This window comes from Kitasatospora griseola (assembly GCF_044999035.1).
In the GTDB taxonomy this organism is placed as follows: Bacteria; Actinomycetota; Actinomycetes; order Streptomycetales; family Streptomycetaceae; genus Kitasatospora; species Kitasatospora griseola.
On sequence record NZ_CP173360.1, the window covers coordinates 4,289,843 to 4,314,578 of the forward strand.

The 24,736-nt window shown below is 72.4% G+C and carries 22 protein-coding genes and 1 pseudogene; 16 read left to right on the top strand and 7 right to left on the bottom strand.

The features are described from left to right. The first annotated feature begins 236 nt into the window (after positions 1–236). The 5 genes from ACI1MP_RS19335 (at position 237) to ACI1MP_RS19355 (ending at position 6,618) form a co-directional block, all read left to right on the top strand. The gene (locus ACI1MP_RS19335; protein ID WP_404869113.1) at positions 237–2,888 is read left to right on the top strand and encodes a transglycosylase domain-containing protein; all 2,652 of its coding nucleotides are present in this window, start codon (positions 237–239) and stop codon (positions 2,886–2,888) included. Between the two features lie 222 nt (positions 2,889–3,110). Then, positions 3,111–3,764, top strand: coding sequence for a hypothetical protein (locus ACI1MP_RS19340; protein ID WP_404869114.1), 654 nt, complete (start codon positions 3,111–3,113; stop codon positions 3,762–3,764). 16 nt (positions 3,765–3,780) lie between these two features. After that, positions 3,781–4,230, top strand: a complete 450-nt coding sequence (locus tag ACI1MP_RS19345; protein ID WP_404869115.1) for a hypothetical protein — start codon at positions 3,781–3,783, stop codon at positions 4,228–4,230. Continuing rightward, on the top strand, positions 4,227–4,967 hold the full coding sequence (locus ACI1MP_RS19350) for a hypothetical protein (protein WP_404869116.1): 741 nt from the start codon (positions 4,227–4,229) through the stop codon (positions 4,965–4,967). The genes ACI1MP_RS19345 and ACI1MP_RS19350 overlap by 4 nt, the downstream gene beginning before the upstream one ends. Positions 4,968–5,073: 106 nt before the next feature. Next, positions 5,074–6,618 (top strand): glycosyltransferase family 87 protein, encoded by a 1,545-nt coding sequence (locus ACI1MP_RS19355; protein WP_380333704.1) that lies wholly within the window; start codon positions 5,074–5,076, stop codon positions 6,616–6,618. 67 nt (positions 6,619–6,685) lie between these two features. On the opposite strand, the gene ACI1MP_RS19360 is transcribed toward ACI1MP_RS19355, so the two are convergent. From ACI1MP_RS19360 to ACI1MP_RS19370, 3 genes are all read right to left on the bottom strand, one after another. Then, complete coding sequence (locus ACI1MP_RS19360) at positions 6,686–7,717, bottom strand: alanine racemase (protein ID WP_380333703.1); 1,032 nt, start codon at positions 7,715–7,717, stop codon at positions 6,686–6,688. A gap of 31 nt (positions 7,718–7,748) precedes the next feature. Next, a complete protein-coding gene (locus ACI1MP_RS19365) occupies positions 7,749–8,867 on the bottom strand; it encodes a lipid II:glycine glycyltransferase FemX (protein ID WP_380333702.1) in 1,119 nt (372 codons plus the stop codon). Positions 8,868–9,058: 191 nt separating this feature from the next. Then, positions 9,059–9,364: a hypothetical protein gene (locus ACI1MP_RS19370; protein WP_100589631.1), complete on the bottom strand. Its 306-nt coding sequence runs from the start codon at positions 9,362–9,364 to the stop codon at positions 9,059–9,061. A gap of 236 nt (positions 9,365–9,600) precedes the next feature. Here ACI1MP_RS19370 and rpsF point away from each other — a divergent pair, with 236 nt between their 5' ends. The 4 genes from rpsF (at position 9,601) to rplI (ending at position 11,354) form a co-directional block, all read left to right on the top strand. Further along, the gene (gene rpsF, locus ACI1MP_RS19375) at positions 9,601–9,891 is read left to right on the top strand and encodes a 30S ribosomal protein S6 (RefSeq protein ID WP_100589632.1); all 291 of its coding nucleotides are present in this window, start codon (positions 9,601–9,603) and stop codon (positions 9,889–9,891) included. Between the two features lie 101 nt (positions 9,892–9,992). After that, positions 9,993–10,586, top strand: a complete 594-nt coding sequence (locus tag ACI1MP_RS19380; RefSeq protein ID WP_043915335.1) for a single-stranded DNA-binding protein — start codon at positions 9,993–9,995, stop codon at positions 10,584–10,586. Positions 10,587–10,653: 67 nt separating this feature from the next. Beyond that, entirely contained in the window at positions 10,654–10,890 is a 237-nt protein-coding gene (gene rpsR, locus ACI1MP_RS19385; protein ID WP_030457605.1) for a 30S ribosomal protein S18, read from the top strand. A gap of 17 nt (positions 10,891–10,907) precedes the next feature. Beyond that, a complete protein-coding gene (rplI, locus tag ACI1MP_RS19390; protein WP_035864395.1) occupies positions 10,908–11,354 on the top strand; it encodes a 50S ribosomal protein L9 in 447 nt (148 codons plus the stop codon). A 72-nt stretch (positions 11,355–11,426) separates the two neighbouring features. Here the strand turns inward: rplI and ACI1MP_RS19395 are convergent, their stop codons facing one another. Further along, the gene (locus tag ACI1MP_RS19395; RefSeq protein WP_100589650.1) at positions 11,427–12,773 is read right to left on the bottom strand and encodes an MATE family efflux transporter; all 1,347 of its coding nucleotides are present in this window, start codon (positions 12,771–12,773) and stop codon (positions 11,427–11,429) included. 578 nt (positions 12,774–13,351) lie between these two features. Here ACI1MP_RS19395 and dnaB point away from each other — a divergent pair. Then, on the top strand, positions 13,352–14,845 hold the full coding sequence (gene dnaB, locus ACI1MP_RS19400; protein ID WP_043916617.1) for a replicative DNA helicase: 1,494 nt from the start codon (positions 13,352–13,354) through the stop codon (positions 14,843–14,845). A gap of 22 nt (positions 14,846–14,867) precedes the next feature. On the opposite strand, the gene ACI1MP_RS19405 is transcribed toward dnaB, so the two are convergent. After that, positions 14,868–16,079 carry a GNAT family N-acetyltransferase gene (locus tag ACI1MP_RS19405; RefSeq protein WP_380333701.1) on the bottom strand — a complete coding sequence of 404 codons (1,212 nt, stop codon included), beginning with the start codon at positions 16,077–16,079 and terminating at the stop codon, positions 14,868–14,870. Between the two features lie 107 nt (positions 16,080–16,186). Here ACI1MP_RS19405 and ACI1MP_RS19410 point away from each other — a divergent pair, with 107 nt between their 5' ends. Then, positions 16,187–16,744 carry an HD domain-containing protein gene (locus tag ACI1MP_RS19410; RefSeq protein WP_380333901.1) on the top strand — a complete coding sequence of 186 codons (558 nt, stop codon included), beginning with the start codon at positions 16,187–16,189 and terminating at the stop codon, positions 16,742–16,744. Here ACI1MP_RS19410 and manA read toward each other — a convergent pair. Further along, positions 16,741–17,934 (bottom strand): mannose-6-phosphate isomerase, class I, encoded by a 1,194-nt coding sequence (gene manA / locus ACI1MP_RS19415; protein ID WP_380333900.1) that lies wholly within the window; start codon positions 17,932–17,934, stop codon positions 16,741–16,743. The genes ACI1MP_RS19410 and manA overlap by 4 nt on opposite strands. 211 nt (positions 17,935–18,145) lie before the next feature. Between manA and ACI1MP_RS19420 the strand changes: the two genes are divergently transcribed. The 3 genes and pseudogenes from ACI1MP_RS19420 to ACI1MP_RS19430 all read left to right on the top strand — a co-directional run bounded on the left by ACI1MP_RS19420 (position 18,146) and on the right by ACI1MP_RS19430 (position 21,252). After that, on the top strand, positions 18,146–19,087 hold the full coding sequence (locus ACI1MP_RS19420) for an MBL fold metallo-hydrolase (protein WP_387995566.1): 942 nt from the start codon (positions 18,146–18,148) through the stop codon (positions 19,085–19,087). A gap of 10 nt (positions 19,088–19,097) precedes the next feature. After that, positions 19,098–20,023, top strand: a pseudogene (locus ACI1MP_RS19425) (NTP transferase domain-containing protein). A 41-nt stretch (positions 20,024–20,064) separates the two neighbouring features. Next, positions 20,065–21,252: a molybdopterin molybdotransferase MoeA gene (locus ACI1MP_RS19430; RefSeq protein ID WP_404870809.1), complete on the top strand. Its 1,188-nt coding sequence runs from the start codon at positions 20,065–20,067 to the stop codon at positions 21,250–21,252. Between the two features lie 92 nt (positions 21,253–21,344). Here ACI1MP_RS19430 and ACI1MP_RS19435 read toward each other — a convergent pair whose 3' ends face one another. Continuing rightward, a complete protein-coding gene (locus tag ACI1MP_RS19435) occupies positions 21,345–22,454 on the bottom strand; it encodes a potassium channel family protein (RefSeq protein ID WP_380333699.1) in 1,110 nt (369 codons plus the stop codon). 151 nt (positions 22,455–22,605) lie between these two features. On the opposite strand from ACI1MP_RS19435, the gene ACI1MP_RS19440 reads away from it, so the two are divergent. Together ACI1MP_RS19440 and ACI1MP_RS19445 are read left to right on the top strand one after the other, a co-directional pair. Next, the gene (locus tag ACI1MP_RS19440; RefSeq protein WP_100590257.1) at positions 22,606–23,574 is read left to right on the top strand and encodes an NAD(P)H-quinone oxidoreductase; all 969 of its coding nucleotides are present in this window, start codon (positions 22,606–22,608) and stop codon (positions 23,572–23,574) included. Positions 23,575–23,692: 118 nt separating this feature from the next. Beyond that, positions 23,693–24,733 (top strand): hypothetical protein, encoded by a 1,041-nt coding sequence (locus ACI1MP_RS19445; protein ID WP_404869117.1) that lies wholly within the window; start codon positions 23,693–23,695, stop codon positions 24,731–24,733. Positions 24,734–24,736: the final 3 nt, after the last annotated feature.

Below are 24,736 nucleotides of genomic sequence, written 5' to 3' on the forward strand. Positions count from 1 at the left end.
GTATGCCGGGCCGATGTGTCGTGCCGATGTATCGGCTCGATATATCGGCAACAGTAACCCTGGGTCACGAAAGGAGCAAGAGGGGCACGCGTAACCGCGATCACAAGGGCTTTGGGCAACGGCCGTGCAATAAATCCCGGTCGGTTCGTCCTGGTTGGCTTCCAATGCCCGATTGGACACCTTTCAGGGAGCCGTACTCTGTCGCCTGTGCACCTGGACCGAGGAGCTGCTGAGAGATGAGCGAACACCGGCGTAGGTCGGCCAACCCCGGGGGCGAGCAGCCGCCCTCCAGGCGGGCGTCCGCCGGGCGCCCGTATGCCTACGGCAGCCCGGTCGAGGGAGCACCCGACTACGCGCACGAGTCGCGCGAGCCGTCGGCCGGTCCCGGCCGTCCCGGTCCGGCGGCGGCCCCCGGACCCCGGCGCGCGGTGCGGGAGACCGCCCAGCAGCCCCGGCTGACCCGGGCGGAGATGCGCAAGCAGTCCCGCAAGGGCAGTGGCGGCGGCGGAGGTTCGGAGGGTCCGCCGAACGGCCGCAGCGCCGGCCGCAACGGCAATCCGGGCAAGCCCGGCAAGAAGCGGCTGATCGACTACCCGCGCTTCGGCAAGACCGGCTTCAAGCGGTGGATGCCGTCCTGGAAGCAGTCGTTGAGCCTGTTCCTGATCTTCTTCGGCGGCAGCGTGGCGGCCATAGGCGCGGCGTTCGCGCTGATCCCGGTGCCGGACGCGAAGGCGTCGATCGATCTCCAGAACAACATCTACTACTGGGCCGACGGCACCGAGATGGCCCGCAAGGGCGACACCAACAAGCAGTGGGTGGAGCTCTCGGAGATCAGCCGCCCGGCGCAGGACGCGGTGATCGCGGCCGAGAACGAGACCTTCCGCACCGACAAGGGCATCGACCCCAAGGGCATCGCCCGCGCCGTCTACAACATGGCGACCGGTGGCGAGACCCAGGGCGGTTCGACCATCACCCAGCAGTACGTGAAGAACGTCTACCTGTCCCAGGAGCAGACGCTCAGCCGCAAGGCCAAGGAATTCATCATCGCGCTGAAGATCAGCGACGACAAGGACAAGATCCTCACCGGCTACCTGAACACCAGCTGGTACGGCCGCGGCGCGACCGGCGTCCAGGCCGCCTCGCAGGCGTACTACGGGGTGGACGCCAACAAGCTGGACGTCTGTCAGAGCGCTATGCTGGCGGGCCTGTTGAAGGGTGCGGCGCTGTACGACCCGACCCTGAACGCCGGCAACCGCGACCGCATGCAGGAGCGCTGGAACTACGTTCTGGACCGGATGCAGGCCACCAAGACGATCACGGCCGAGGACCGCGCCAAGTGCGGGCCGAAGTTCCCCGAGCCGATCGTGGTGAAGGCCCCGGCCAGCATGAACGGCGAGGTCTCCTACCTGGTGGACACCGCCAACAAGTTCCTGGCGGCCAAGGACAAGAACCTCAACCAGCAGCGGCTCGACCGCGGCGGCTTCCAGATCTACACCACGTTCCAGAAGGACAAGGTCGACGCCCTGAAGAAGGCGGTCGACGACTTCGAGGCCGCCAACCTGCACCCGGACAAGCGGGCCGAGGACCAGAACGTCCAGATCGGCGCGGCCTCGGTGGTGCCGAACGACGGCGCGATCATCGCCCTCTACGGCGGCAAGGGCATCGAGAACAACCACTACACGAACAACGCGGACGCCGTCGGTGTCCCGGTCGGCTCGACCTTCAAGCCGTTCGTGCTGGCCACCGCGATGCAGACCGGGGTGCTCACCAAGAACGGTGAGGACGGCACCCCGGCCAAGATCAACCAGGACTCCAAGTACCTGGCCGACAACCTGGCCCCGATCTACACCAAGGACGGCACCCCGGCCATCGGCGACGACGGCAAGCCGTACAAGCAGCGCAACAGCGAGCCCGGCCAGAAGGGCTACGTGACGCTCAAGCAGGCCATGCAGTGGTCGTACAACGTGCCGTTCGTGCAGCTGGGCCAGGACGCGGGCAACAAGAACGTCAGGGACATGGTGATGAAGCTGGGCCTGCACGAGGACACCCTCGCGCCGGCCACCAGCCTGACCTTCCCGCTCGGCACCTCGACCCCGTCGGCGATCCGGATGGCCTCGGCCTACTCGGTGTTCGCGGCCCGCGGCCAGCAGACCGACCCGTACTCGGTGAGCAAGGTGCTGTTGGGTGGCAAGGAGCTGCCCGGCTTCACCAAGCCGACGCCGAAGCAGGTGCTCGACCCGGTGGTCGCCGACAACATCACCGAGGTGCTGCAGAACGTGGCGAAGAACGGCACCGGCAGCAAGACCAACGAGCTGGGCTTCCCGGTGGCCGGCAAGACCGGTACCACCGACGGCGGCAAGTCCGCCTTCTGGGTGGGTTACACCAACAGCCTGACCACCTCGGTCGGCATGTGGCGCGAGGACCCGGCGAACAAGTCGGGTCTGCAGTCGCTCGACGGCACCGGCGGCAAGAACGAGATCCACGGTGGTGACTTCCCCGCCGAGGTGTTCACCCGGTACATGAAGGTGATAGGCCCCGGTAACCCGAAGAACTTCCAGGCCGCGACCCCGTGGGGCCAGGAGGTCGACTCCTCGGGCGCTCCGGCCAGCCCGTCGTCCAGCGCCTCCGCCTCCACCTCGGCGTCCCCGGGCGAGCAGACCGGACCCGCCGAGCCGCCCGCCAGCAAGTCCCCGGAGGGACCGGTCTCGCCGCCGCCGAGTTCCACCTCGACCTGCCAGGGCAACGGCAACGGAAACGGGAACTGCGGCCCGAGCCGGTCGCCCAGGCCGAGCAAGAGCCCGACCCAGAGCGCCAGTCCCAGCCCGGGAGCCGGGGGCGGCGGCAACGGCGGCGCCGGCAACCTGATCGGCCTGATGGGCAGCCAGTAGGGCCACGGCGCAGGAGAGTTGAGGAAGGCCGGAGGTGGGATCCCACCTCCGGCCTTCTCGTTTCGTCGGACGGTCCCACTCACCGGCCCGCCACTGAAGTCCGAAGGTCGGCGGACTCCCCGTCAGAAGGTTGCCTCCGGGCGGGACACCGGACAGGGCAGCTTCGACCCCGGGCGCCCCGGGTGGGCCGACGTCCGGCTCGACCCGAGCGTCGTCCCCGCCATGCAGACCGACGTCGGCAAGTACATGGAGTCCCTCGGCTACCCGATCGACGGCGGCACCCGCAGCTACCAGCACTGGAAGTGCTTCCAGAGCACGGTGATCGACCACGACGACCTGATCACCGAACTCTCCGTCAAGTACAAGCTGCGCAAGGCGCTGGTCCAGACGTCGGCGTACTGGGAGATGCGGCACATCGAGCCGGCGGACGAGGCGGCCTGGCTGGCCACCATCTCGCTGTTCAACACCGTCGGGAAGTTCAAGGACACGTCCACCGGAATCGCCAAGCAGCGCGGGCTCACCCTCACCGGCGCCTGGAACTACTGCCTCGCGCAGGGGCTCATCACCGGTAGGGCCATCGCCGACCGGACCAACGACGAGCACCTGTACAACGCCTGGAAGAGCTCGTACGACTCCGAGACGTCCGCTCTCACCAGCGTCTTCCTGATCCACATGTGGGACATCGCCGGCAAGCCCGACGGCGACGACAAGTCGCCCGCGATGAGGCCGCCGCGCCTGGACTACGTGGACTCGGAGATCTACGACGTGCTGCGCCGCTACCAGGGGCCCGGAGCGGAGGCGTTCGAAGAGGCCAAGAAGCGGATGGGGCTCTACTACATCATGGAGAAGTACAACGCCATCTCCCGTAATCGATAGTGGAGTTGAAGGTCCGATGCCCGCAGACCAACCGTTCGCCAGACACGACGGCACCGTCATCCTCCTGATGTTGCTGATCGGTCTCCTCGCCACCCCGGGGCTGATCTTCTACGGCGTCAGAGGCCTGCTCCGCGCCAAGGCCGCCGCGTCCCGTGCGGCGGCCCTGGTGGCCGCCTCCGCCCTGGCGTGGGCCATGGCGATCGGTCTCTACGTCTGGGGCCTGCTGTACCTGTTCATGGCCGACGACTACAGCGAGGCCAGGGCGTGCGACGCGGCGCTGGACGGACGGGTCGTGGGGTACTCCCCGTCGTTGGTCCCGTTGCGGTTCGGCTGTCTCGGACCCGACGGCCGCACGGCTTCCGTCGTCGTCCCTTCGTACGTCAACCCGGTGCTGGCCGTGCTGGTGGTCTGCGCCGTGACGCTCACCGTATTCGCGATCGTTCGAAGCAAGGAGAGAACCACGTGACGGCGAACATTCCGCGGCGCACCGTGCTGCGCCGTGCCATCGGCGTCGCCGCAGGCGCCGCGATCGGATCACAGCTGTTCGCGGTGCCCGGCCATGCCGCGACGCCCGCCCCCGACCGTGACCGGTTGCGCGAGTTGACGCGGGAGACCAGGGAGCGGGAGGCCCGGGTGCGGGAGGGCGCCGCGTCGAAGAACGGGTGGGACATGGAGAAGGTCGTGGACGACCGCGGCCACGTCTACACCCGTCCGGTGCCGGGCACGCCGCTGGGTGTCCAGGTGCGGATGGGCGACGTCGAGACGGTCCTCGTCCACGTGATCAGCAGGTTCCACTACGAGATCGACGCCCTCCGGGAGGGCGACGTGGTCGGCTGGCGCGCGCCGGCCTCGGTGCGCCGGAACCTGGCGGAGTCCAACCAGGCGTCCGGCACCGCGGTGCAGATCCGCCCCGGCTCCTACCCCTCCGGCGTCCGCGGGGGGTTCTACCCGCTGGAGGTGCTCACGATCCGGGACATCCTCGCCGACTGCGAGGGCGTCGTGCGGTGGGGCGGTGACGACCGGGTGCCGGACGAGTCCCTGTTCTACATCGACGTCGCCCCCGACGACCGGCGGATCGCGGACGTCTCCTGGAAGTTCCGCGAGTGGGCCTTCACTCCGGGACGGGGCGCGGGGAGCATGACCGATCCGCTCCAGCCCGAGCGTCTGCAGGCCGCGAAGCGCCTGGCCGGCCGGCAGGCCTGACCTCTCGCCGAATCCCGGCGAAACCGCCACAGAGGGGCACCGGACCGCGAACGGCGATCCCGTGCCCCTCTTCGGTTGCGGGCGAGGGTGCGGCAGTATGTGCGCCATGACGTCCAGCCTGCGTGACGAGACCCCAGCGCCCGGGCCGGTTCCGGCCGCGGGGCCGCTGCCGAACACCGTGGTGGTGCCCGCGGACGAGGACCCGGTCTCGGAGGCCGGCAGCGAGCTGCTGGGCGGCCCGCCGGGGCGTCGGGCGCTGCTCGGGGTGTCCTGGTGGACGCCGGCCAGGTTCCTCGCGGTGGTCGCGGTGGTGGTCTTCCTGCTGGGTCTGTTCCAGAAGGCCTCGTGCTACCAGAGCGGCTGGTTCTTCGGCGCCACCAGCCAGTACACGCACGCCTGTTACAGCGACATCCCGCACCTGTTCTCGGGGCGCGGCTTCGCGGACGGCGGGCGCCCGTACCTGGACCCGATCCCGCAGGGTTCGGCGGACATGCAGTACCTGGAGTACCCGGTGCTGACCGGTCTGTTCATGCAGGTCGCGGCCTGGCTGACCACCCACAACGGCGACATGATGAGCCGCGAGCAGTGGTTCTGGCTGGTCAACGCCGGAATGCTGATGATCTGCGCGGTGGTCGCGGTGGTCGCGGTCTCCCGCACCCAGCGCCGCCGCCCGTGGGACGCGCTGCTGTTCGCCCTCGCTCCGTGCCTGGCGCTGGACTCCACCATCAACTGGGACCTGCTCGCGGTGGCGCTGGCCGCCGTGGCGATGGCGTACTGGTCCGGGTCCCGGCCGGTGTGGGCGGGTGTGTTCATCGGTCTGGCGACCGCCGCCAAGCTCTATCCGGTGCTGCTGCTCGGCCCACTGCTGGTCCTGTGTCTGCGGTCCGGGAAGTGGAAGGAGTTCGGCCTGGTCTTCGGCGGCACCGCCGGTTCCTGGCTGATCGTCAACGTGCCGATCATGCTGGCGAACTGGAAGGGCTGGCTGACCTTCTACAGCTTCAGCCAGGTCCGCACCGAGGACTACGGCTCGTTCTGGCTGATCCTGATGCAGGCCGTGCGCAACGGGCAGCACCTGGAGAGCCTGAACACCTGGATCGCGGGCCTGCTGGTGCTCAGCTGCCTGGCGATCGGCTGGCTGGCGATCAGCGCCCCGCGCCGTCCGCGCTTCGCCCAGCTGGCCTTCCTGGTGGTCGCCGCGTTCGTGCTGACCAACAAGGTGTACTCGCCGCAGTACGTGCTCTGGCTGATCCCGCTCGCGGTGCTGGCCCGGCCGCGCTGGCGGGACTTCCTGATCTGGCAGGCCTGCGAGGTGCTGTACTTCCTCGGCATCTGGTCGTACCTGGCCTACAACGGTGACGCCAAGCACCACGGCATCGACCTGCAGTGGTACCACTTCGCGATCGCCCTGCACCTGGTCGGCACCCTGTACATCTGCTACCTGGTGGTCCGCGACATCCTCTACCCGGACCGCGACCCGGTGCGCTGGGACGGGAGCGACGACCCGTCCGGCGGCGTGCTGGACGGCGCCCCGGACCGGTTCGTGCTCGGCTCGGCCCGCGGCTTGCGCGAGGAGGCGAGCTACGCCGAGTACGCCCCGCAGGGCGAGGCCGACTGGCTGGTCGAGCCCGAGCCCGCCCCGCAGCCGAAGTAGCTCCGCAGGAACGCCGAAGCCCGACCGCCTCCCCGGCGGTCGGGCTTCGGCCGTTGCGGCGGCCGCCTCAGCGTTCGACCACCCGGTCGAAGTGGGTGGTGGTGTGGCGGACGGTCAGCGCCAGTTCGTCGCCGACCGCGGGCGCCTTGTGCTCGCCGGGCAGGAACAGGATCGACACCTGCATGTGCGGCGGTTCGGCGAACCACAGCTGCTTGCCCTGCCAGCTGTACGGGGAGAGCGTCCGGTTCAGGGTGGCCAGGCAGGCCCGGGCCAGGCCCTTGAGGCGCTGCAGCATCCCGTGCACGTACTTGGGAGCCTCCAGGCCGACGCCGTGCGCGGTGCCGCCGCTGACCACCAGCAGGTGGCCGCCGGACGGCGCCTTGTGCTGCCGGTAGCCGTACCGCTCGCCACGCCCGATCGGGGTGACGTCCAGGACGGTGGCCCGGGAGGACATCGCGCCCACGTCGCCGAGCCACAGCCGGGTGCCGATCCGGGAGCGGAACTCGGTGTCGGGGTGGCGTTCGGCCAGCCGTCGCACGTCCTTGGCGGCCAGGTGGCTGAGGTAGACGACGTCGGTGGGGAGCCCGGCCGCGCCGATCGCCCGGACCCATTCGGCGACCTCGTCCACCGGGTCGGAGCCGTCCGGCCGGTCCAGCGGCAGGTGCAGCGCGAAGCCCTCCAACGCCAGGTGGCCGACCGGCAGTTCGGGGAGTTCGCCGACCCGGACGCCGTGCCGCCGCATGCCGGTCATGCACTCGATCACCACGCGGGCGCCGGCGGGCAGCGCGGCCAGCGCCTCGGTGTGCGCGACGGTGCGGATCACCCGGTCGGCGGGCAGCTCCGCCTCGGGTTCACCGGCCCGGTACGGGGTGAGCACCAGCAGGTCGCCGGGGAAGGCGTCGGCCATCGCCGCCGCCTCGTCCGCGGTGCCGACGGCCAGCACGGGGCTGCCCAGCCGGGCCGCCTCCTCGGCGAGCCGCCGGTTGCCGAAGCCGTAGCCGTTGCCCTTGGCGACCGGGACCAGCCCGGGGAACTCGGCCAGCAGCCCGCGCTGGTGCGCCCGCCAGCGGTCGCCGTCCACGTACATCGTCAGGGTCATCACGTTCTCCCTGTAAAGGTCCGACCTGAGCTCAGCGGCGCGACATGTAGAGGTCGAGCGCCTTGTGCAGGAGCTTGTTGAGCGGGTAGTCCCACTCGCCGAGGTACTCCGCGGCCTGTCCGCCGGTGCCGACCTTGAACTGGATCAGTCCGAACAGGTGGTCGTCCTCGTCCAGCGTGTCGCTGATGCCGCGCAGGTCGTAGACGCTCGCGCCGAGCGCGTACGAGTCGCGGATCATCCGCCACTGGACGGCGTTGGACGGCTTCACCTCGCGCTTGTGGTTGGCGGAGGCGCCGTAGGAGTACCAGACGTGCTCACCGACGGTGAGCATGGTGGTGGCGGCCAGCGGTTCGCCGTCGTGGTAGGCGAGGTAGAGCCGCATCCGGTTGGGGTCCTCGGCGGTGAGCGCCTTCCACATCCGCTGGAAGTAGGACAGCGGGCGGGGGGTGAAGTGGTCGCGTTCGGCGGTGGTCACGTACAGCTTGTGGAAGACCGCGAGGTCCTCGTAGTCGCCCTGGACCACCTCGACGCCGGTCTTCTCGGCCTTCTTGATGTTGCGCCGCCACAGCTGGTTGAAGCCGCGCTGGACGTCGTCCAGCGAACGGCCGCCGAGCGGGACCTGGAACACGTAGCGGGGCTGCACGTCGCCGAAGCCGGCGCCGCCGTCCTCGCCCTGCAGCCAGCCGGAGCGGCGCAGGCGTTCGGCGGCCTCCAGGGCGCGCGGCTCGGACCAGTCCGGCTCGACGTCGCGCAGCCGCTTGGCCTCCTTGGAGGCGATCGCCTCCTTGATGGTGGCGGCCTCCCAACGGCGGACCACCACCGGCGGGCCCATCTTCACCGAGAACGCGCCCTGCGACTTCAGGTGCGCCAGCATCGGCTTCAGCCAGCGGTCCAGGTCCGGGTCGAACCAGTCGATGACCGGGCCCTCGGGCAGGTACGCCAGGTACCGCTTCACCTTGGGCAGCTGGCGGTAGAGCACCAGCCCGGCGCCGACCAGCTCGCCCGCGGTGTCGAACCAGCCGAGGCTCTCGGCGCGCCACTCCGCCTTGACGTCCGCCCAGGAGGGCACCTGCATGTGGCTGGCTGAGGGCCGGCTCTGCACGAATGCCAGGTGTTCCTCACGCGTGATCGTCCGCAGACGCAGGCTCATGCTCCGTGCTCCTCCTCGTCAGACTTACCCAGGGTGACCCTATCGCCCGAATGGTCCGATTCGACCGGGAAACGGTCCGACATGGCTGTGCCCCCCCGTTTCGTACCTGCTGAGCACAGGTAGTACGCCGGGAGGGCAGTGGAGGTTGCGCGCCGGTGGTCGGGTTCACCCGGTTCCACCGCGCGCGGGGGTCACCACACGCCCCCGAAGAGTCCGCCGTGCGCCACTCCGAGGAACAGGCCGAACGCGGCGGCGCCCGTCCCGATCACCACCAGGAAGCGCTCGGCCGTGGTGACCGAGACGAACAGGCCGATCATCCCGGTGACGACCCCGGCCAGTCCGGTCCACGAGCTGAGCAGGTGGAGGTTGTAGAAGAACGAGGTGACGAAGGCGACCGCGCCGAGCAGCAGGGTGACCCCGACCAGGGCGTTCTCCCGCGGGTGCGGGTTGCCGTCGGTGTTCAGGGTGAACTGCGGCCGGTGGACGTTCTGCGCCATAGGACCCACCTCCTGTGGTGGAGGGAACGTTCGTTCTGTCCAGATTGATACTGGTATGACCGAAATGACAACCCCGGGATCCTGGCGTTTTGTCCGCCGGTCGGCTCACCCGGTAGGCTGGCCCCTCTGCACTGGTGTAGGGCGTGCCCGCATGCCCGGACCATCGGTGCCGACGCGCACAACCCTCCTGCCACGGAGAGACCGTGGCCGTTGAGTCCAAAGGAGGTGGGTTACACATGCGTCACTACGAGGTGATGGTCATCCTCGACCCGTCGGTCGAGGAGCGCGCTGTCTCCCCCCTGATCGAGAGCTTCCTCAACGTCGTCCGCACCGGCGGCGGCAAGGTTGAGAAGATCGACACCTGGGGCCGTCGTCGCCTGGCGTACGAGATCAACAAGCAGTCCGAGGGCATCTACTCGGTCATCGACCTCACGGCCACGCCCGAGGTCGTCAAGGAGCTCGACCGCCAGCTCAGCCTGAGCGAGTCGGTTCTGCGGACCAAGGTCCTGCGCCCGGACACCCACTGAGCCCACTTCCGGCGTACGCGCCGGAGGGCTCGCGTCCGGTGTTCCACGTGGAACACCGCTGACGAGCACCGCAGAACTTCTTTCCGAGAGGTCATCACCACATGGCAGGCGAGACCGTCATCACCCTCGTCGGCAACCTCGTCGACGACCCCGAGCTGCGTTTCACTCCGTCGGGCGCCGCGGTGGCCAAGTTCCGCATCGCGTCGACCCCGCGCACCTTCGACCGTCAGACCAACGAGTGGAAGGACGGCGAAAGCCTCTTCCTCACGTGCAACGTCTGGCGTCAGCCGGCGGAGAACGTGGCCGAGTCGCTGCAGCGCGGCATGCGCGTGATCGTGCAGGGCCGACTGCGCCAGCGGTCTTACGAGACCAAGGAAGGCGAGAAGCGGACGGTCTTCGAGGTCGAGGTCGATGAGGTCGGCCCGAGCCTGCGCTCGGCGACCGCCAAGGTCACCCGCGCCAACCGCTCCGGCGGTCCCGGCGGCGGTGGCGGTGGCGGCTTCGGCGGCCAGCAGGGCGGCGGCGGGTACGGCGGCGGCAACCAGGGTGGCGGCAGCTGGGGTGGCAACTCCGGCGGCGGTCAGTCCGGCCCGTCCGACGACCCGTGGGCGTCCAGCGCCCCGTCCGGCGGCCAGCAGGGCGGCGGCTGGGGCGCCCCGTCCGGTGGCGGCTACTCGGAAGAGCCCCCGTTCTAAGCGGCGCTCGGCCGGGCCCGCACGGGCCCGGACACGCTGACAGATCTCGTACTTAACGGAGCACACAATGGCGAAGCCGCCTGCTCGCAAGCCCAAGAAGAAGGTTTGCGTCTTCTGCAAGGACAAGGCCACTTACGTGGACTACAAGGACACGAACCTGCTGCGGAAGTTCATTTCCGACCGCGGCAAGATCCGTGCCCGCCGGGTCACCGGCAACTGCACCCAGCACCAGCGTGACGTCGCCACGGCCGTGAAGAACAGCCGTGAGATGGCCCTGCTGCCCTACACCTCCACCACGCGCTAAGAGAGGGTGACCGAACAATGAAGATCATCCTCACTCACGAGGTCCCCGGCCTCGGCAGCGCCGGCGAGGTCGTCGAGGTCAAGGACGGCTACGCCCGCAACTTCCTGGTCCCGCGTGGCTTCGCCATCCGCTGGACCAAGGGCGGGCAGAAGGACGTCGACGCCATCCGTCGCGCCCGGAAGATCCACGCCATCCAGACCCTCGAGGCCGCCAACGAGGTCAAGGCCAAGCTCGAGGGCCTGCAGGTCAAGCTGGCCGTTCGCTCCGGCGACGCCGGCCGCCTGTTCGGCTCGGTGACCCAGGCCGACGTCGTGGAGGCCATCAAGGCCGCCAACGGCCCGGCCGTGGACAAGCGCGCCGTCGCGATCGCCTCGCCGATCAAGACCGTGGGCACCCACAAGGTCTCGGTCAAGCTGCACTCGGACGTTCAGGCCAACCTCGACGTCGCCGTCGTCGCTGCCTGATCTCTGCCGCAGAGCTGACGAAGGGGCCGGACTCCACTCGGAGTCCGGCCCCTTCGCCGTGCCGTCGAAGGGCTACGCCCGGACGGCGCCGGTCACCATCCAGCGGCCGGTGCGTATCCGGCCGGCCAGGACCGCGGCCCGGGCCAGCATGAACAGGTTCATCGCCCACCACAGCCCGGCCAGGCCGAGGCCGAGCACGGGCACCGCGAGGACGGCCGGGGTGAACAGCAGCAGCGCGGCCAGCATCCCCCAGGCCAGGAAGCGGCCGTCGCCGGCGCCCATCAGCACGCCGTCCAGCACGAACACCAGGCCGCCGATCGGCTGGGTCAGCGCCGCCAGCAGCAGCACGGTGGACAGCAGCCCCCGCACCGACGGGTCGTCGGTGAACAGCGGGACGTACAGCGGCCGGGCCAGCACCATCAGCAGGCCCAGCAGCACGCCCGCGCCGACGCCCCACTCGACCATCCGCCGGGTCGCCGCGCGGGTGCCCGGCAGGTCGCCGGCGCCCAGGTAGCGGCCGATGATGGCCTGCCCGGCGATCGCCACGGCGTCCAGCGCGAAGGCCATGAACGACCAGATGGTCATGGTGATCTGGTGGGCCGCGATCTCGGCGTCGCCCAGGTGCGCGGCCACCGCGGTGGCCAGCAGCAGCGAGGCGCGCAGGCTCAGGGTGCGCACCACCAGCGGGCCGCCGGCCCGGGCGGAGGCCTTGATGCCGGCCAGGTCGGGCCGCAGCCCGGCGCCCTCCCGGCGGGCGCCGCGGACCACCACGGCGACGTACACGGCGGCCATCGCGTTCTGCGCGATCACGGTGCCCCAGGCGGAGCCGGCCACCCCGAGGCCGGCGCCGTACACCAGGCCGAGGTTGAGCAGCAGGTTGGCGCCGAACCCGCCGATCGCCACCAGCAGCGGGGTGCGGGTGTCCTGGAACCCGCGCAGCACGCCGGTGGCGGCCAGCACCAGCAGCATCGCGGGCACGCCGAGGGCGCTGATCCGCAGGTAGGTGACGGCGTACGGGGCGGCGGTGGGGGAGGCCCCGAGCAGGTGGGCGGCCTGCGGGGCGAGGGCCAGCGTGAGCACGACCATGCCCGCGGAGAGGATCAGGGCCAGCCAGATCCCGTCGATGCCCTGCTGGACGGCCGCCCGGCGGTCGCCGGCGCCGATCCGGCGGGCGACCGCGGCGGTGGTGGCGTAGGCGAGGAAGACGAAGATCCCGGCGGCGGTGGTGAGCGCGGCGGAGGCGATGCCGAGGCCGGCCAGCTGGGCGGTGCCGAGGTGGCCGACGATCGCGGAGTCGGCCATCAGGAAGAGCGGTTCGGCGACCAGCGCGCCGAACGCCGGGACCGCGAGCGCGAGGATCTCGCGGTCGTGGCGGCGGCGTTCGGCCGTGGGGGCGGGACGGGTGGGCGTCGCTGGCATGACGTCCACCCTACTCATCCACAGGTAATGATCGCTAGTGGCTTTTGGCTCTTACCGGACCTGTGGACGGACGGTGGATCGAACGGTCGATCGAACAGTTGGGCGGTCCCGTCCCCAGCTGTGTGAAGAATTTCTCATGCACAGGGTGGGGAAAAGGTCGCCGCAGGTCAGCGAGTTGACACCGGGGCGATCGTGTGGTTATCCACAGCGGTGTCCACAGGGTTGTGCACAGCTTTCCGGGGGTTCTCCACAGCCTCCGAGCAGTTATCCACATGGCCTGTGGATAACCGTCTTGGAGGAACCGCCCGGACCCCCGTACCGTGGCTCCGGACCAGACCCCGGTGGCCGCGCGACACCGCCCCGCACACAGCCGGAACTGTCGGCTCGGTGGCGTATGAAAGACAGAGCGCCCGCACCGGACAGGCCCGCACCAACTCGCACCAACCGCTGATCGGGGAACACGCGTGACCGGCCCCCAGTACGACGACCACGAAGCCCCTCCGCCCCCGGAGGACGACTGGCAGCCGTCCGACGACGCCTTCCCGCTCGACGCCTTCCCCGACGGTCCCGGCGACCGCCTGCCCGCCACCCGTCGTTCGAACAACGCCGCCAACGGCTCCGGTGGGCAGGGCGGCGGCGGGGGCTTCCAGCGCCGTGACGGCGGCGGCAAGGGCGACCGCTTCCCCGGCAAGGGCGAGCGGCGCGACCGCGACGGCGAGACCGGCTTCGGCGGCAGCGAGGGATTCGAACGCGTCCCCCCGCAGGACCTGGCGGCGGAGCAGTCCGTGCTCGGCGGCATGCTGCTGTCCAAGGACGCCATCGCCGACGTGGTCGAGGTGCTCAAGCCCGCCGACTACTACCGGCCCGCCCACGAGCTGATCCACGGCGCGATCCTCGACCTCTACGCCCGCGGCGAGCCCGCCGACCCGATCACCGTGGCCGGCGAGCTCACCAAGCGCGGCGAGCTGGTCCGCGTCGGCGGCGCCTCCTACCTGCACACCCTGGTCAACTCCGTCCCGACCGCGGCCAACGCCGAGTACTACGCGGAGATCGTCCACGAGCGCGCCGTGCTGCGCCGCCTGGTCGAGGCCGGCACCCGGATCGCCGGCATGGGCTACGCCGCCGAGGGCGACGTGGACGACATCGTCAACGCCGCCCAGGCCGAGATCTACGCCGTCACCGAGCAGCGCACCAACGAGGACTACGCCCCGCTCGCCGACATCATGGAGGGCGCGCTCGACGAGATCGAGGCGATCGGCTCCCGGTCCGGCCAGATGTCCGGCGTCCCCACCGGCTTCGCCGACTTCGACCAGCTCACCAACGGACTGCACCCCGGCCAGATGATCGTCATCGCGGCCCGCCCCGCCATGGGTAAGTCAACCCTGGCGCTGGACTTCGCCCGGGCCTGCTCGATCCACAACAACCTGCCGAGCGTGATCTTCTCGCTCGAAATGGGCCGCAACGAGATCGCCATGCGCCTGCTGTCGGCCGAGGCCCGGGTGGCGCTGCACCACATGCGCTCCGGCAACATGACCGACGACGACTGGACGCGGGTGGCCCGGCGGATGCCCGAGGTCAGCGCGGCGCCGCTGTACATCGACGACTCGCCGAACCTGTCGATGATGGAGATCCGCGCCAAGTGCCGCCGGCTGAAGCAGCGCAACGACCTGCGCCTGGTGGTCATCGACTACCTGCAGCTGATGCAGGCCGGTGGCTCGCGGCGGGCGGAGAGCCGCCAGCAGGAGGTCTCGGACATGTCCCGAAACCTCAAGCTGCTGGCGAAGGAGCTGGAGATCCCGGTGATCGCGCTCTCCCAGCTGAACCGTGGCCCCGAGCAGCGCACCGACAAGAAGCCGATGGTCTCCGACCTGCGTGAATCCGGCTCGATCGAGCAGGACGCCGACATGGTCATCCTGCTGCACCGCGAGGACGCCTACGAGAAGGAGTCCCCGCGGGCCGGCGAGGCGGACCTGATCGTGGCCAAGCACCGTAACGGCCCGACCGCCACCATCACCGTCGCCTTCCAGGGCCACTACTCGCGCTTCGTGGACATGACCCGCGACGTGACCTGACGGACGGTGAGGCGTCGCGCCGTCAGAACCAGTGCAGGCAGTGCGGTTCGCGTTCGGCGCGGAACATGGCGTCGGCCAGCACGGCCGCGGCCGGGTGGTGGGCGCGGATGTGGCCGGCCCGGACCAGGGTGCTCGGGGTGGTGCCGCCCAGGTAGATCGAGCCGAGGTCGCTGATGTCCAGCGACAGGTCGGGCTCGCGGTCGGTCGGGGTGCAGTCGGCCCGGCCGTCGCGGACGGCCAGCAGGTGGCGGGTCCGCTCGCCGAGGAACGGGTCGTCGACGTCCAGGACGAGCTCGCCGTCCGCGGACCAGCCGCGGGCGGTGAGGGCGCGCGGGACGTCGAGCAGCCGCACCCAGAGCCAGTCGGTGTCGTTGGTGACCGCGCCGGCGGCGAAGTCGGTCAGCTGCCAGCGCAGCGGGTTGCCGGGCGGGAAGTGCCGGAAGGCGACCTCGGTGACCAGGTCGTGGCCGAGCAGGCAGCGGGCCAGCGCGGTGAACGCGGCGTCGTCGAGCGCGACGGTCTCGTCGACCAGCATGGCCTGCGAGTCGTCCAGGGAGTAGCAGGCGTACCCGTCCGGGGTGCCGTCGGCGTCCCGGTGGAGGGCGATCCAGCGCTGGGCGGGGGCGGTCGGCGGGTGCCCGGCCCGCCGGGACCACCAGCGGGGCGGGCGGGAGACCGCGCCCGGCTGGGTGCGGCGGTAGCGGTCGTAGACCTGCTCCACCAGCTCGCGGCAGTCGCTGAGCGGGAGCAGTTCGACGGTGCCGGTGGGCTCCTGGCCCGCCCGCGGCGGCGTGAGCGCGGCCCGGTGCCGGGGCACCGTCAGCCGCCTGGTGTAGGTCGCCGGGCCGTAGCCGAACCGCCGGTAGATCACCGCCTCGGAGGCCAGTAGCACCGACATGATCTCGCCGCGTTCGCGCAGGTCGGCGAGTTGACGGCGCTTCATCTCGGTGAGGATGCCCTGCCGCCGGTGGGTGGGCAGCACGCCGACGCAGCTGATGCCGGCCACCGGCACGGTCGACCCGCCGGGCAGCGTCAGCTCGAACGAGTACGCGCACGCGGTGCCGACCGGCCGCCCCTGCTCGGTGACGGCGAGCAGCCCGCGCTCGGGTTCGAGCGCCGACCACCAGACCCCGCCGCCGTCCTCCTCCGGCGAGGTCGGGTGCTTCCCGAACGCCGCGAACACGGTGTCGACGAAGACGTCGAGGTCCTTCTCGGTGGTGGAACGAATCTCCATGGCTGTGCTGCCTCCCCGCAGTCGTCCGGCCAGGTGCCCGCCCCAGTGCAAGCGGCGGCCCGCCACTGGGTCAAGCGAATTTGCGGCTGGTAGCCTCACCCGCCGTGATGGGCCACGACGACCTGCCACTGTGCCTGCTGCCGGACGAAGTGACGCTGCTGCTGGCCGAGTTGGCGGCGCCGCCGCGGCTGGTGGCGCACCTGCGGCTGGTGCACGACGTGGCGGTGCGACTGGTGGACTGGGCGGCGGAGCACTGCCCGGCGCTGGAGTTCGACCGGGCGGCGGTGCTGTTCGGCGCGGCCACTCACGACATCGGGAAGGTGGTGCACCGTGCGGAACTGTCCGCCCCCGGATCGGCGCACGAGCCGGCCGGCCGGGAACTGCTGCTGACGGCGGGCGTCGCCCCGCGCCTGGCGCGCTTCGCGGCCGGCCACGCGACCTGGGGCCCGGACACCGGCGTCGAGGACCTGCTGGTGTCCCTCGCCGACAAGGCCTGGAAGAACAAGCGCGTCCCGGCCCTGGAGGACCTGCTGGTCACCGCCCTGGTCCGGGCCGGTGGCGGCGAGCGGTGGGAGGCGTTCCTCGTCCTGGACGAACTGCTCGCCGCGATCGGCGACGGCGCGGAGGAGCGCCTGGCGTACCAGGCGCTCTTCCCGACGGCCTAGGCGAGGGTGACGGTGCTGCGGAAGACCGTCGCGCCGGGGCCGGTCAGCGCGGTCTTCGCGCCGTTCGCCGGCAGGAACGCCGACTCGCCCCGGCGAAGCGTCAATGCCTGCCCCTCGGAGGCGAGTTCGACGGTACCGCCGGTGCAGAGCAGGATCTGCGGGGCGTCGCCCGGCAGGGCGACGGGGTGCTCGGCGAGGTCGTAGCGGGAGAGGCGGAACTCGTCGATCGGCACCGGGTAGAGCCGCTCGCCGTCCGTGCCGGGCTCGGGGCGCATGATCTCCGGGCTGCCGCTCTCGAAGCCGACCACCTTCATCAGCTCGGGGACGTCCACGTGCTTCGGGGTGAACCCGCAGCGCAGCACGTTGTCGGAGTTGGCCATGATCTCCACGCCGGTGCCGCGCAGGTACGCGTGCGGCAGGCCGGCGCCGAGGTAGAGGGCCTCGCCGGGCTGCAGGCGGACGTAGTTGAGCAGCAGGGCGGCGACCAGGCCGCGGTCGCCGGGGTACTCGGCGGCGGCGAAGGCGTAGCCGGCCATCGCACCCGTCGGGTCGGACGGGGCGGCGGCGGTGACGGCGCGGGCCACGGCGTCCACGGTGGCCCGGCCCTGCTCGTCCGTCAGCGCGAGCGCCTCGGCGAGCGCGCCGGACAGCGCCTCCGCCTCCGGCTTGGTGCGCAGCAGGTCGATCAGCGGCTCCAGCCCGGGCACCTCCAGCGAGGCCATCAGGTCGGCCGCGTCGGCGGGCGTCCGGAAGCCGCACAGGCCCTCGAACTCGCTGAGCGCGCAGATCAGTTCGGGCTTGTGGTTGTCGTCCTTGTAGTTGCGGTGCGGCGCGTCGACCGGGATGCCGCGCCGCTCCTCGTCGGCGTAGCCGGCCCGGGCCTCGGCGCGGGTGGGGTGGGCCTGGATGGACAGCGGGGTGGCGGCGGCCAGCACCTTCAGCAGGAACGGCAGGGTGGGTCCGAACTGCGCGACGGCGGCGGCGCCGAGCTCGGCCGCCGGGTCGGCGGCGATCACCCGGTCGAGCGGCGCCGGGCCGTTGCCGCGGTCGACCACCGAGGGCGCGCCGGGGTGGGCGCCCATCCACAGCTCGGCCTGCGGCTCACCGGTGGCGGGCCGGTCGAGCAGCTCGGGGATGGCGGTGGCCGACCCCCAGGCGTAGTCGCGGACGGTGTTGTCGAGCCGGTCCATCAAGTACTCCCGGATACGTGCGGACATGCGTGCGCTGCGGTGGCCAGTGCGCGAGGACCACCGACAATAGCTGACGCACCTGGCCGCCCGATGGTGCCAGTGATCACTCTCCTGGGCGCGCCAACCGGCATCGGACGGGTGTTCCGGAGAGGCTGGGACGGTAACCGGGGCCGATCGGTCCCGCCACCGAACACCGACCAGGGGAGCAGCCGTGACCGCGTCACCGCCCGACGAGAACGCCGAGGGCCGTGGGGCGGGCGCCGCGCCGCCCTTCCCCCCGTTGGTGGTCGACGTCTTCACCGGCCCGGAGACCGCGTTCTTCGCCACCTCCAGCCTGATCATGGGCGAGCGCACGGCGATCCTGGTGGACGCCCAGCTGACCCGCAGCGCGGGCCGGGAACTCGCCGAGTGGATCGCCGGCAAGGGCCGCCAGCTGCTGGCGATCGTGGTCACCCACCAGCACCCGGACCACTACTTCGGCGCGGACGAGGTGCTCCGGCTGTTCCCGGACGCCCAGCTGCTGGCCGCGCCGTCGGTGGTGGAGGGCATCCGGCAGACCGCGGCGGCGAAGGTGGCGCAGTGGAAGCCGGTGTACGGCGACGACATCCCCGACCGGCCGCGGCTGCCCGCCCCGCTGCTCCCGCAGCCGCTGATGATCGACGGCCAGCTGATCCGGGTGCTGCCGCTCGGCCAGGCCGACAGCGCGGGCTCCACCGTGGTGTACCTGCCGAGCATCCACACCGTGGTCGCGGGCGACTTCGTCTACAACGGCACCCACGTGTGGACGGCCGACACCGACCCCGCCGCCCGCGGCCAGTGGTCGCACAACCTCGGCCGGATCGCCGACCTGAGCGTGGACCGGGTGATCGCCGGACACCGTGCCCCCGGCATGGACGACGCCGCGCACCGCGTCCTGGGCTTCACCGCCGAATACCTGCGCGACTTCGACGAGGCGCTGGCCGACCACCCGCGGGACGCCGAGGCCCTCGCCACCGCGGTGAACGAGCGCTACGGCGGCCTGACCCTGCCGGCCATCCTGGAGCTCGGCGCGGCGGCCAACGTCGGCCGCGCGCAGGTTCCGCAGGAGGACAACGACATCATCGACGCGGAGATCGTCGACGAGCAGGACGACGAGCCGGGCGACGAGCGGTAATACTGCCCGGATGACGCAGTACGACGCGGTGGTGGCCGCCGGTGGGGCGGGCCGACGGCTCGGCGGCACGGACAAGCCGGCCCTGACGGTCGGTGGGCGGCCGCTGCTGGACCGGGTGCTGACCGCCTGTGCGGGCGCCCACCGGATCCTGGTGGTCGGCCCGCGGCGGCCCACCGACCGCACCGGCGTGCACTGGCTGCGCGAGGACCCGCCCGGCGGCGGGCCACTGGCGGCGGTGGCCGCCGCGCTCCCCGAGGTGTCGTCGCCGCTGGTGCTGCTGCTCGCCGCGGACCTGCCGTTCCTCGACACCACCACGGTGACCCGACTGCTGGCCGCCGTCGGCGACGCGGACGGCGCCCTGCTGGTGGACGCCGAAGGCCGCGACCAGCCGCTGACCGCCGCCTACCGCACCACCGCACTGCGCGAGACCCTCACCTCGCTCGGCGACCCGGCCGGCCGGCCCCTGCGCGCCCTGACCGCCCCGCTGCGCCTGGCCCGGGTCGCCGACCCGACGGGCGCGTCCTTCGACTGCGACACCCCGGACGAACTGGCAGCCGCCCGCCTGCGGGCGGCGGGGGAGCACTGAGCCGCCGCCGGGGCCAGTGCGTGGCGCTCCGGGTGGAAGCGGCCTGCGGCCCGCGGCTCGCGGGATCGGGCAGCATGGGCGTCATGGAGCGCACATTGGACGAGTGGATGGCCGCGGCGGCCGCCGAACTGGGGCTGGACCTGACGGTGGACGTCCGGGGGTTGCTGGACATGACGCGGGTGGTGGCGCACGGCGTGGAGCGTCCGGCGGCGCCGTTGACGGCGTTCCTGGTCGGGTACGCGGCGGCGCGCAGCGGCGGCGGGGCGGCGGCGGTGGCCGAGGCGTCCGCGAAGGCGACCGCGCTGGCCGAGCGGTGGGCGGCCGAGGCGGACGGCCCGGCGGAGCGGTGAGCGGCGGGGCGGGCAGGGGGACGGTGGATCCGGTCGGCGCGGTGGCGTCGGCCGCGGCGGCGACGCTGCGCGGCTGCCCGTGGCCGGTGGCCCGGCGCACTGCTGCGGCGGCGGCGCGCCCGCTGCCGGTGGAGCCGGTGCCGTCGGCGGCCGCGCTCGGGCGGACTCTTGCCGAGCCGCTGACCGCGCTCACCGACCTGCCCGCCTTCGACACCTCGGCGATGGACGGCTGGGCGGTGGCCGGGCCGGGCCCGTGGCGGCTGTCCGGCCGGGTGCTGGCGGGCCAGGGCTGTGCCCCGCTGGCGGACGGCGCGGCGGTGGAGATCGCCACCGGCGCCCAGTTGCCGTCCGGTGCCACCGGGGTGCTCCGTCGCGAGCGCGGCCGACCGGTCGAACTGCCGGACGGGGCGGTCCAGTTGCACGGCGTGGTCGGCCCGGGCCAGGACGTCCGGCCGCGTGGGCAGGAGTGCGGCCGGGGTGAGGAGCTGCTGCCCGCCGGGCTGCCGGTGACTCCGGCGGTGCTCGGCCTGGCGGCTGCCGCCGGGCACGACCGGCTGGCCGTGCACCGCCGTCCGACCGTAGAACTGCTGCTGCTGGGCGACGAGTTGCTGACGTCGGGGCTTCCCGCGCCGGGCCGGGTGCGGGACGCGCTGGGCCCGCTGCTGCCGCCGTGGCTGGCCGCGGCCGGGGCGGAACTGCTCGGCAGTCGCTACGTCCGGGACGACTTCGGGCTGCTGCGGGACGCGATCCGGCACTCGCCCGCCGACCTGGTGCTGACCACGGGCGGCACCGCCGCCGGGCCGGTGGACTTCCTGCACGCCGCTCTGGAGGCCACCGGCGGGCATCCGCTGGTGGACGGGGTGGCGGTGCGGCCCGGGCACCCGATGCTGCTGGCGGCGCTGCCGGGCGGTCGGCACCTGGTGGGCCTGCCGGGCAATCCGCTGGCGGCCGTCGCGGGGCTGGTGACGCTCGCGCTGCCGCTGCTGCACGCGCTGTCCGGGCGGATCGCCCCTGCGGCCGGGCCGACCGAGGCGCTCGCCGCCGCATTGCCCGGGCATCCGGTGGACACCCGGCTGCACCCTGTCCGGCGCACTCCCGCCGGGCTCGCCCCGCTGCCGCACGACGGCCCGGCGATGCTGCGCGGCCTGGCCCGGGCGGAGGCGCTGGCCGTGGTGCCGCCCGGCGGTCTGGCGGCGGGGGAGCGCGCCGAGGTGCTGCCGCTGCCCTGACCGGCCGGGCGGATGTTCCACGTGGAACCCGGCCGCCGGACCGGGCCGACCGGGGCACTGCCCGGGCGGATGTTCCACGTGGAACCGTCAGGTCACTGCGGGACGACGGGCGTGCCCGGCTTGATGACGATCAGCCGGTCGGTGAGCTGGAGCACCGCCGCCTCCGGTTCGGTGTAGTTGAGCACCCGGCGCCCGCGCACCACGGCCACCACCAGGTCGGGCAGCTCGCGCGGGCTCTGTCCGGCCTCGGCCTTGGTGACGGGGCGTTCCGCGACGTCCAGGCCGTTGCCGTAGGTGAGCAGGTCCTCCATCACGGCGCCCGCGTTGGGGCTGAGCATCGACATGCCGAGCAGGCGGCCGGCCGAACTGGAGGAGGTGACCACCACGTCGGCGCCGCTCTGCCGGAGCAGCGGGGCGTTCTCGTCCTCGCGGACGGCGGCGACCACGGTGGCGCCCCGGTTGAGCTGGCGGGCCGTCAGGGTGATCAGTGCGGCGGTGTCGTCGCGCTCGGGGGCGACCACCACCTGGGCGGCGCGCGGCAGTTCGGCGCGCATCAGGGTCGCGGTGCGGGTGGCGTCGCCGAGCACGCCGACCAGGCCGTCGTGGGTGGCCTGGTCGATGGCCCGGGGCTGCGGGTCGACCACCACGATGGAGTCCTTCGGAACGCCCTGTCCGAGCAGGGTGTCCACGGCGCTGCGGCCCTTGGTCCCGTAGCCGATGACGACGGTGTGGTCCCGCACGACGTGCCTCCAGCGTTCGATCCGCCACTGCAGGCGGGTGCGTTCGGTGAGCACTTCGAGAGTCGTGCCGACCAGGATGATCAGGAAGACCACGCGCAGCGGCGTGATCACGAAGATGTTCACCAGCCGCGCGCCGTCGCTCACCGGGGTGATGTCGCCGTAGCCGGTGGTGGAGAGGGTGACGGTCGCGTAGTACGCGGAGTCGAGGAAGCTGACCGAGCCGTTCGCGTTGTCGTTGTAGCCGTCACGGTCCAGGTACACGATCAGCGTGGTCGCCACCAGCACGCCCAGCGCCAGCAGCAGGCGGCGGCCGACCTGCCGCAGCGGCGGGCGGGTCCGGCGGGCGGGCAGCGAGATCCGGCGGGCGGGGTCGGTGTCTTCGGTGCCCTGGTCCCGGAAACGACTGAGCGTCAGACGGGACGGCCGGGCACCCGGGTCGTCGGGCGGATTGGAGTTCGACACAGGCACAAGGATGGGGGGTGGAGGCGTCGCCCACCGACCCCGGGGGCGGAGTGTCGTCAGCCTGTCCAGCCGGGGCCCCGGCCCTTGACGGACTGCCGGTTGACGGCGGGGGGACGGTGTGGCCCGAGGGCGGGGGCGTAGCGTGGCGGCCATGCGAGCCATCACGATTCCCGAGCCCGGCGGTCCCGAGCAGCTGGTCTGGGCCGAGGTGCCCGATCCCGTTCCGGCGGCCGGCGAAGTGCTGGTCGAGGTCGCCGCCACCGCGGTCAACCGCGCCGATCTGCTGCAGCGTCAGGGCTTCTACGATCCGCCGCCGGGCAGTTCGCCCTACCCGGGCCTGGAGTGCGCGGGTCGGATCTCCGCGCTCGGCCCCGGTGTGGCCGGCTGGGCGGTCGGCGACGAGGTGTGCGCGCTGCTGGCCGGCGGCGGCTACGCCCAGCAGGTCGCTGTCCCGGTCGGTCAACTGCTGCCGGTGCCCAAGGGGTTGACGCCAGCGCAGGCCGCGGCGCTGCCCGAGGTGGCCTGCACGGTGTGGTCGAACGTCTTCCAGGTCGCGCACCTGCGCCCCGGCGAGACGGTGCTGCTGCACGGCGGCGCCAGCGGCATCGGCACCATGGCGATCCAGCTGGCCAAGGCGGTCGGGGCCCGGGTGGCGGTCACCGCCGGCAGCCCGGAGAAGCTCGCCCGGTGCGCCGAACTCGGCGCGGACGTGCTGATCGACTACCGCCGGCAGGACTTCGTCGCGGAGCTCGCCGAGCTCGGCGGGGCCGACGTCATCCTCGACATCATGGGCGCCAAGTACCTGGAGCGGAACGTGGACGCCCTCGCGGTCAACGGCCGCCTGGTGGTGATCGGCATGCAGGGCGGCGTCAAGGCGGAGCTCAACCTGGCCACCCTGCTGGCCAAGCGGGCCGCGGTGATCGCCACCAACCTGCGCGGTCGTCCGCTGGCCGAGAAGGCGGCGATCGTGGCCGCGGTGCGCGAGCACGTCTGGCCGCTGGTCGAGGCGGGTGTGGTCCGGCCCGTGGTGGACCGGGTCCTGCCGATCGCCGACGCCGCCGAGGCGCACCGTGTGGTGGAGGCCGGCGCCCAGGTCGGAAAGGTCGTCCTGGAGGTGTGAGCAAGGGCCGCGGGGCAGCGGAAATGCCCGGAATGTCCCGGTGTGTGAGGCTGGATCCAAGCTGTTCCGCCTCCGCCCGCACCTCGGTGCGGGCGACCGTCGGGAGGACCTGCTTTCCATGCTCGCTCGCCGCCGCCCCGTGCCCCCGGCCCCGCGCCGCACCCCCACCGCCCGCCCCGGTGCGCTGCTCCGCAGGGCCGCGCTGACCGGCCTGGCGCTGCCGCTGCTGCTGGCCGCGCCCGTCTTCGCCGCCGATCCGACGGCCGACTTCCGACAGCAGACCCAGGCGCGCCCGGACGCCGCCCGACAGCAGGCGCAGGCCGAGTTCGACGCCGAGGTCGGACCGGCCGCGGAGCAGCTCGCGCAGGCCGTGGCGGCGGGGCGGTCCCTGCAGCCGACGGCGCCGGCCGACGGCGCGATATCCGGGACGGCCCAGGCCGTCCCCGCGCCCGTCCCCGTCCCGGTGCCCGCCGCCCCGAGCTCCACCCGGACGACCGGCTCCCCGAGCCCGACCCCCGCCCCCGCCGGACCGGCCGTGTCGTCCCGCACGCCGATGCCCGTAGCCACGCCGTCCGCTCCGCCGAGCGTCGCCGCCGTGTCCGCCACGCCTGTCGTGGCCGCCGGGCCTCCCGCAGCCGTCGAGCCGCCCGCCCCGACCGAGCCGTCGCCGTCCGCGGGACGCCCGGCCGAGCCGCCCGCCGAGCCCCCGGCGCCCCCGAGCGCGGAACCGACCCCGTCGAGCGCCCCGGCCCCGGCGCCGGCCCGGCCCGGGTGGGCGCACCACCACCAGCGGCCGGCGGTGCCGCCGACGCCGACGCCGACCCCGGCGCAGCCCGAGCCGCCGACGGCCGCGACGGACGGGGCCGGCGCGCAGCAGCCGGCGCCCGGACCGGGGGCAACTGAGGCAGCGGGGACACCGGGGACGACCGGCGGGGCGGAGGGGACCGGGGGGAGCGACGAGGACGCGGCCGACCCCGCGACGGGCGGCGGCGCGGACGACGCGGTGGTCGCGGGCGGGGCCCCACTGGCCGGCCCGGTGGCGCCGGCGGGGCCGCTGCACCTGGGCGACCAGTCCGCGCGACAGCTGCCGCTGGGCGTCGGACTGGGCATGATCGGACTGGGCCTCGGCCTGGTCGGAATGAAGCTGCGCCGGCGGTGAGGC

What these genes read in the sequence shown, in the direction of transcription:
- ACI1MP_RS19335 (WP_404869113.1), top strand. Translation starts at nt 237, where the DNA reads ATGAGCGAACACCGGCGTAGGTCGGCCAACCCCGGGGGCGAGCAGCCG.
- ACI1MP_RS19340 (WP_404869114.1), top strand. Translation starts at nt 3,111, where the DNA reads ATGCAGACCGACGTCGGCAAGTACATGGAGTCCCTCGGCTACCCGATC.
- ACI1MP_RS19345 (WP_404869115.1), top strand. Translation starts at nt 3,781, where the DNA reads ATGCCCGCAGACCAACCGTTCGCCAGACACGACGGCACCGTCATCCTC.
- ACI1MP_RS19355 (WP_380333704.1), top strand. Translation starts at nt 5,074, where the DNA reads ATGACGTCCAGCCTGCGTGACGAGACCCCAGCGCCCGGGCCGGTTCCG.
- ACI1MP_RS19360 (WP_380333703.1), bottom strand. Translation starts at nt 7,717, where the DNA reads ATGACCCTGACGATGTACGTGGACGGCGACCGCTGGCGGGCGCACCAG.
- ACI1MP_RS19365 (WP_380333702.1), bottom strand. Translation starts at nt 8,867, where the DNA reads ATGAGCCTGCGTCTGCGGACGATCACGCGTGAGGAACACCTGGCATTC.
- ACI1MP_RS19370 (WP_100589631.1), bottom strand. Translation starts at nt 9,364, where the DNA reads ATGGCGCAGAACGTCCACCGGCCGCAGTTCACCCTGAACACCGACGGC.
- rpsF (WP_100589632.1), top strand. Translation starts at nt 9,601, where the DNA reads ATGCGTCACTACGAGGTGATGGTCATCCTCGACCCGTCGGTCGAGGAG.
- ACI1MP_RS19380 (WP_043915335.1), top strand. Translation starts at nt 9,993, where the DNA reads ATGGCAGGCGAGACCGTCATCACCCTCGTCGGCAACCTCGTCGACGAC.
- rpsR (WP_030457605.1), top strand. Translation starts at nt 10,654, where the DNA reads ATGGCGAAGCCGCCTGCTCGCAAGCCCAAGAAGAAGGTTTGCGTCTTC.
- rplI (WP_035864395.1), top strand. Translation starts at nt 10,908, where the DNA reads ATGAAGATCATCCTCACTCACGAGGTCCCCGGCCTCGGCAGCGCCGGC.
- ACI1MP_RS19395 (WP_100589650.1), bottom strand. Translation starts at nt 12,773, where the DNA reads ATGCCAGCGACGCCCACCCGTCCCGCCCCCACGGCCGAACGCCGCCGC.
- ACI1MP_RS19405 (WP_380333701.1), bottom strand. Translation starts at nt 16,079, where the DNA reads ATGGAGATTCGTTCCACCACCGAGAAGGACCTCGACGTCTTCGTCGAC.
- ACI1MP_RS19410 (WP_380333901.1), top strand. Translation starts at nt 16,187, where the DNA reads ATGGGCCACGACGACCTGCCACTGTGCCTGCTGCCGGACGAAGTGACG.
- manA (WP_380333900.1), bottom strand. Translation starts at nt 17,934, where the DNA reads ATGGACCGGCTCGACAACACCGTCCGCGACTACGCCTGGGGGTCGGCC.
- ACI1MP_RS19440 (WP_100590257.1), top strand. Translation starts at nt 22,606, where the DNA reads ATGCGAGCCATCACGATTCCCGAGCCCGGCGGTCCCGAGCAGCTGGTC.
- ACI1MP_RS19445 (WP_404869117.1), top strand. Translation starts at nt 23,693, where the DNA reads ATGCTCGCTCGCCGCCGCCCCGTGCCCCCGGCCCCGCGCCGCACCCCC.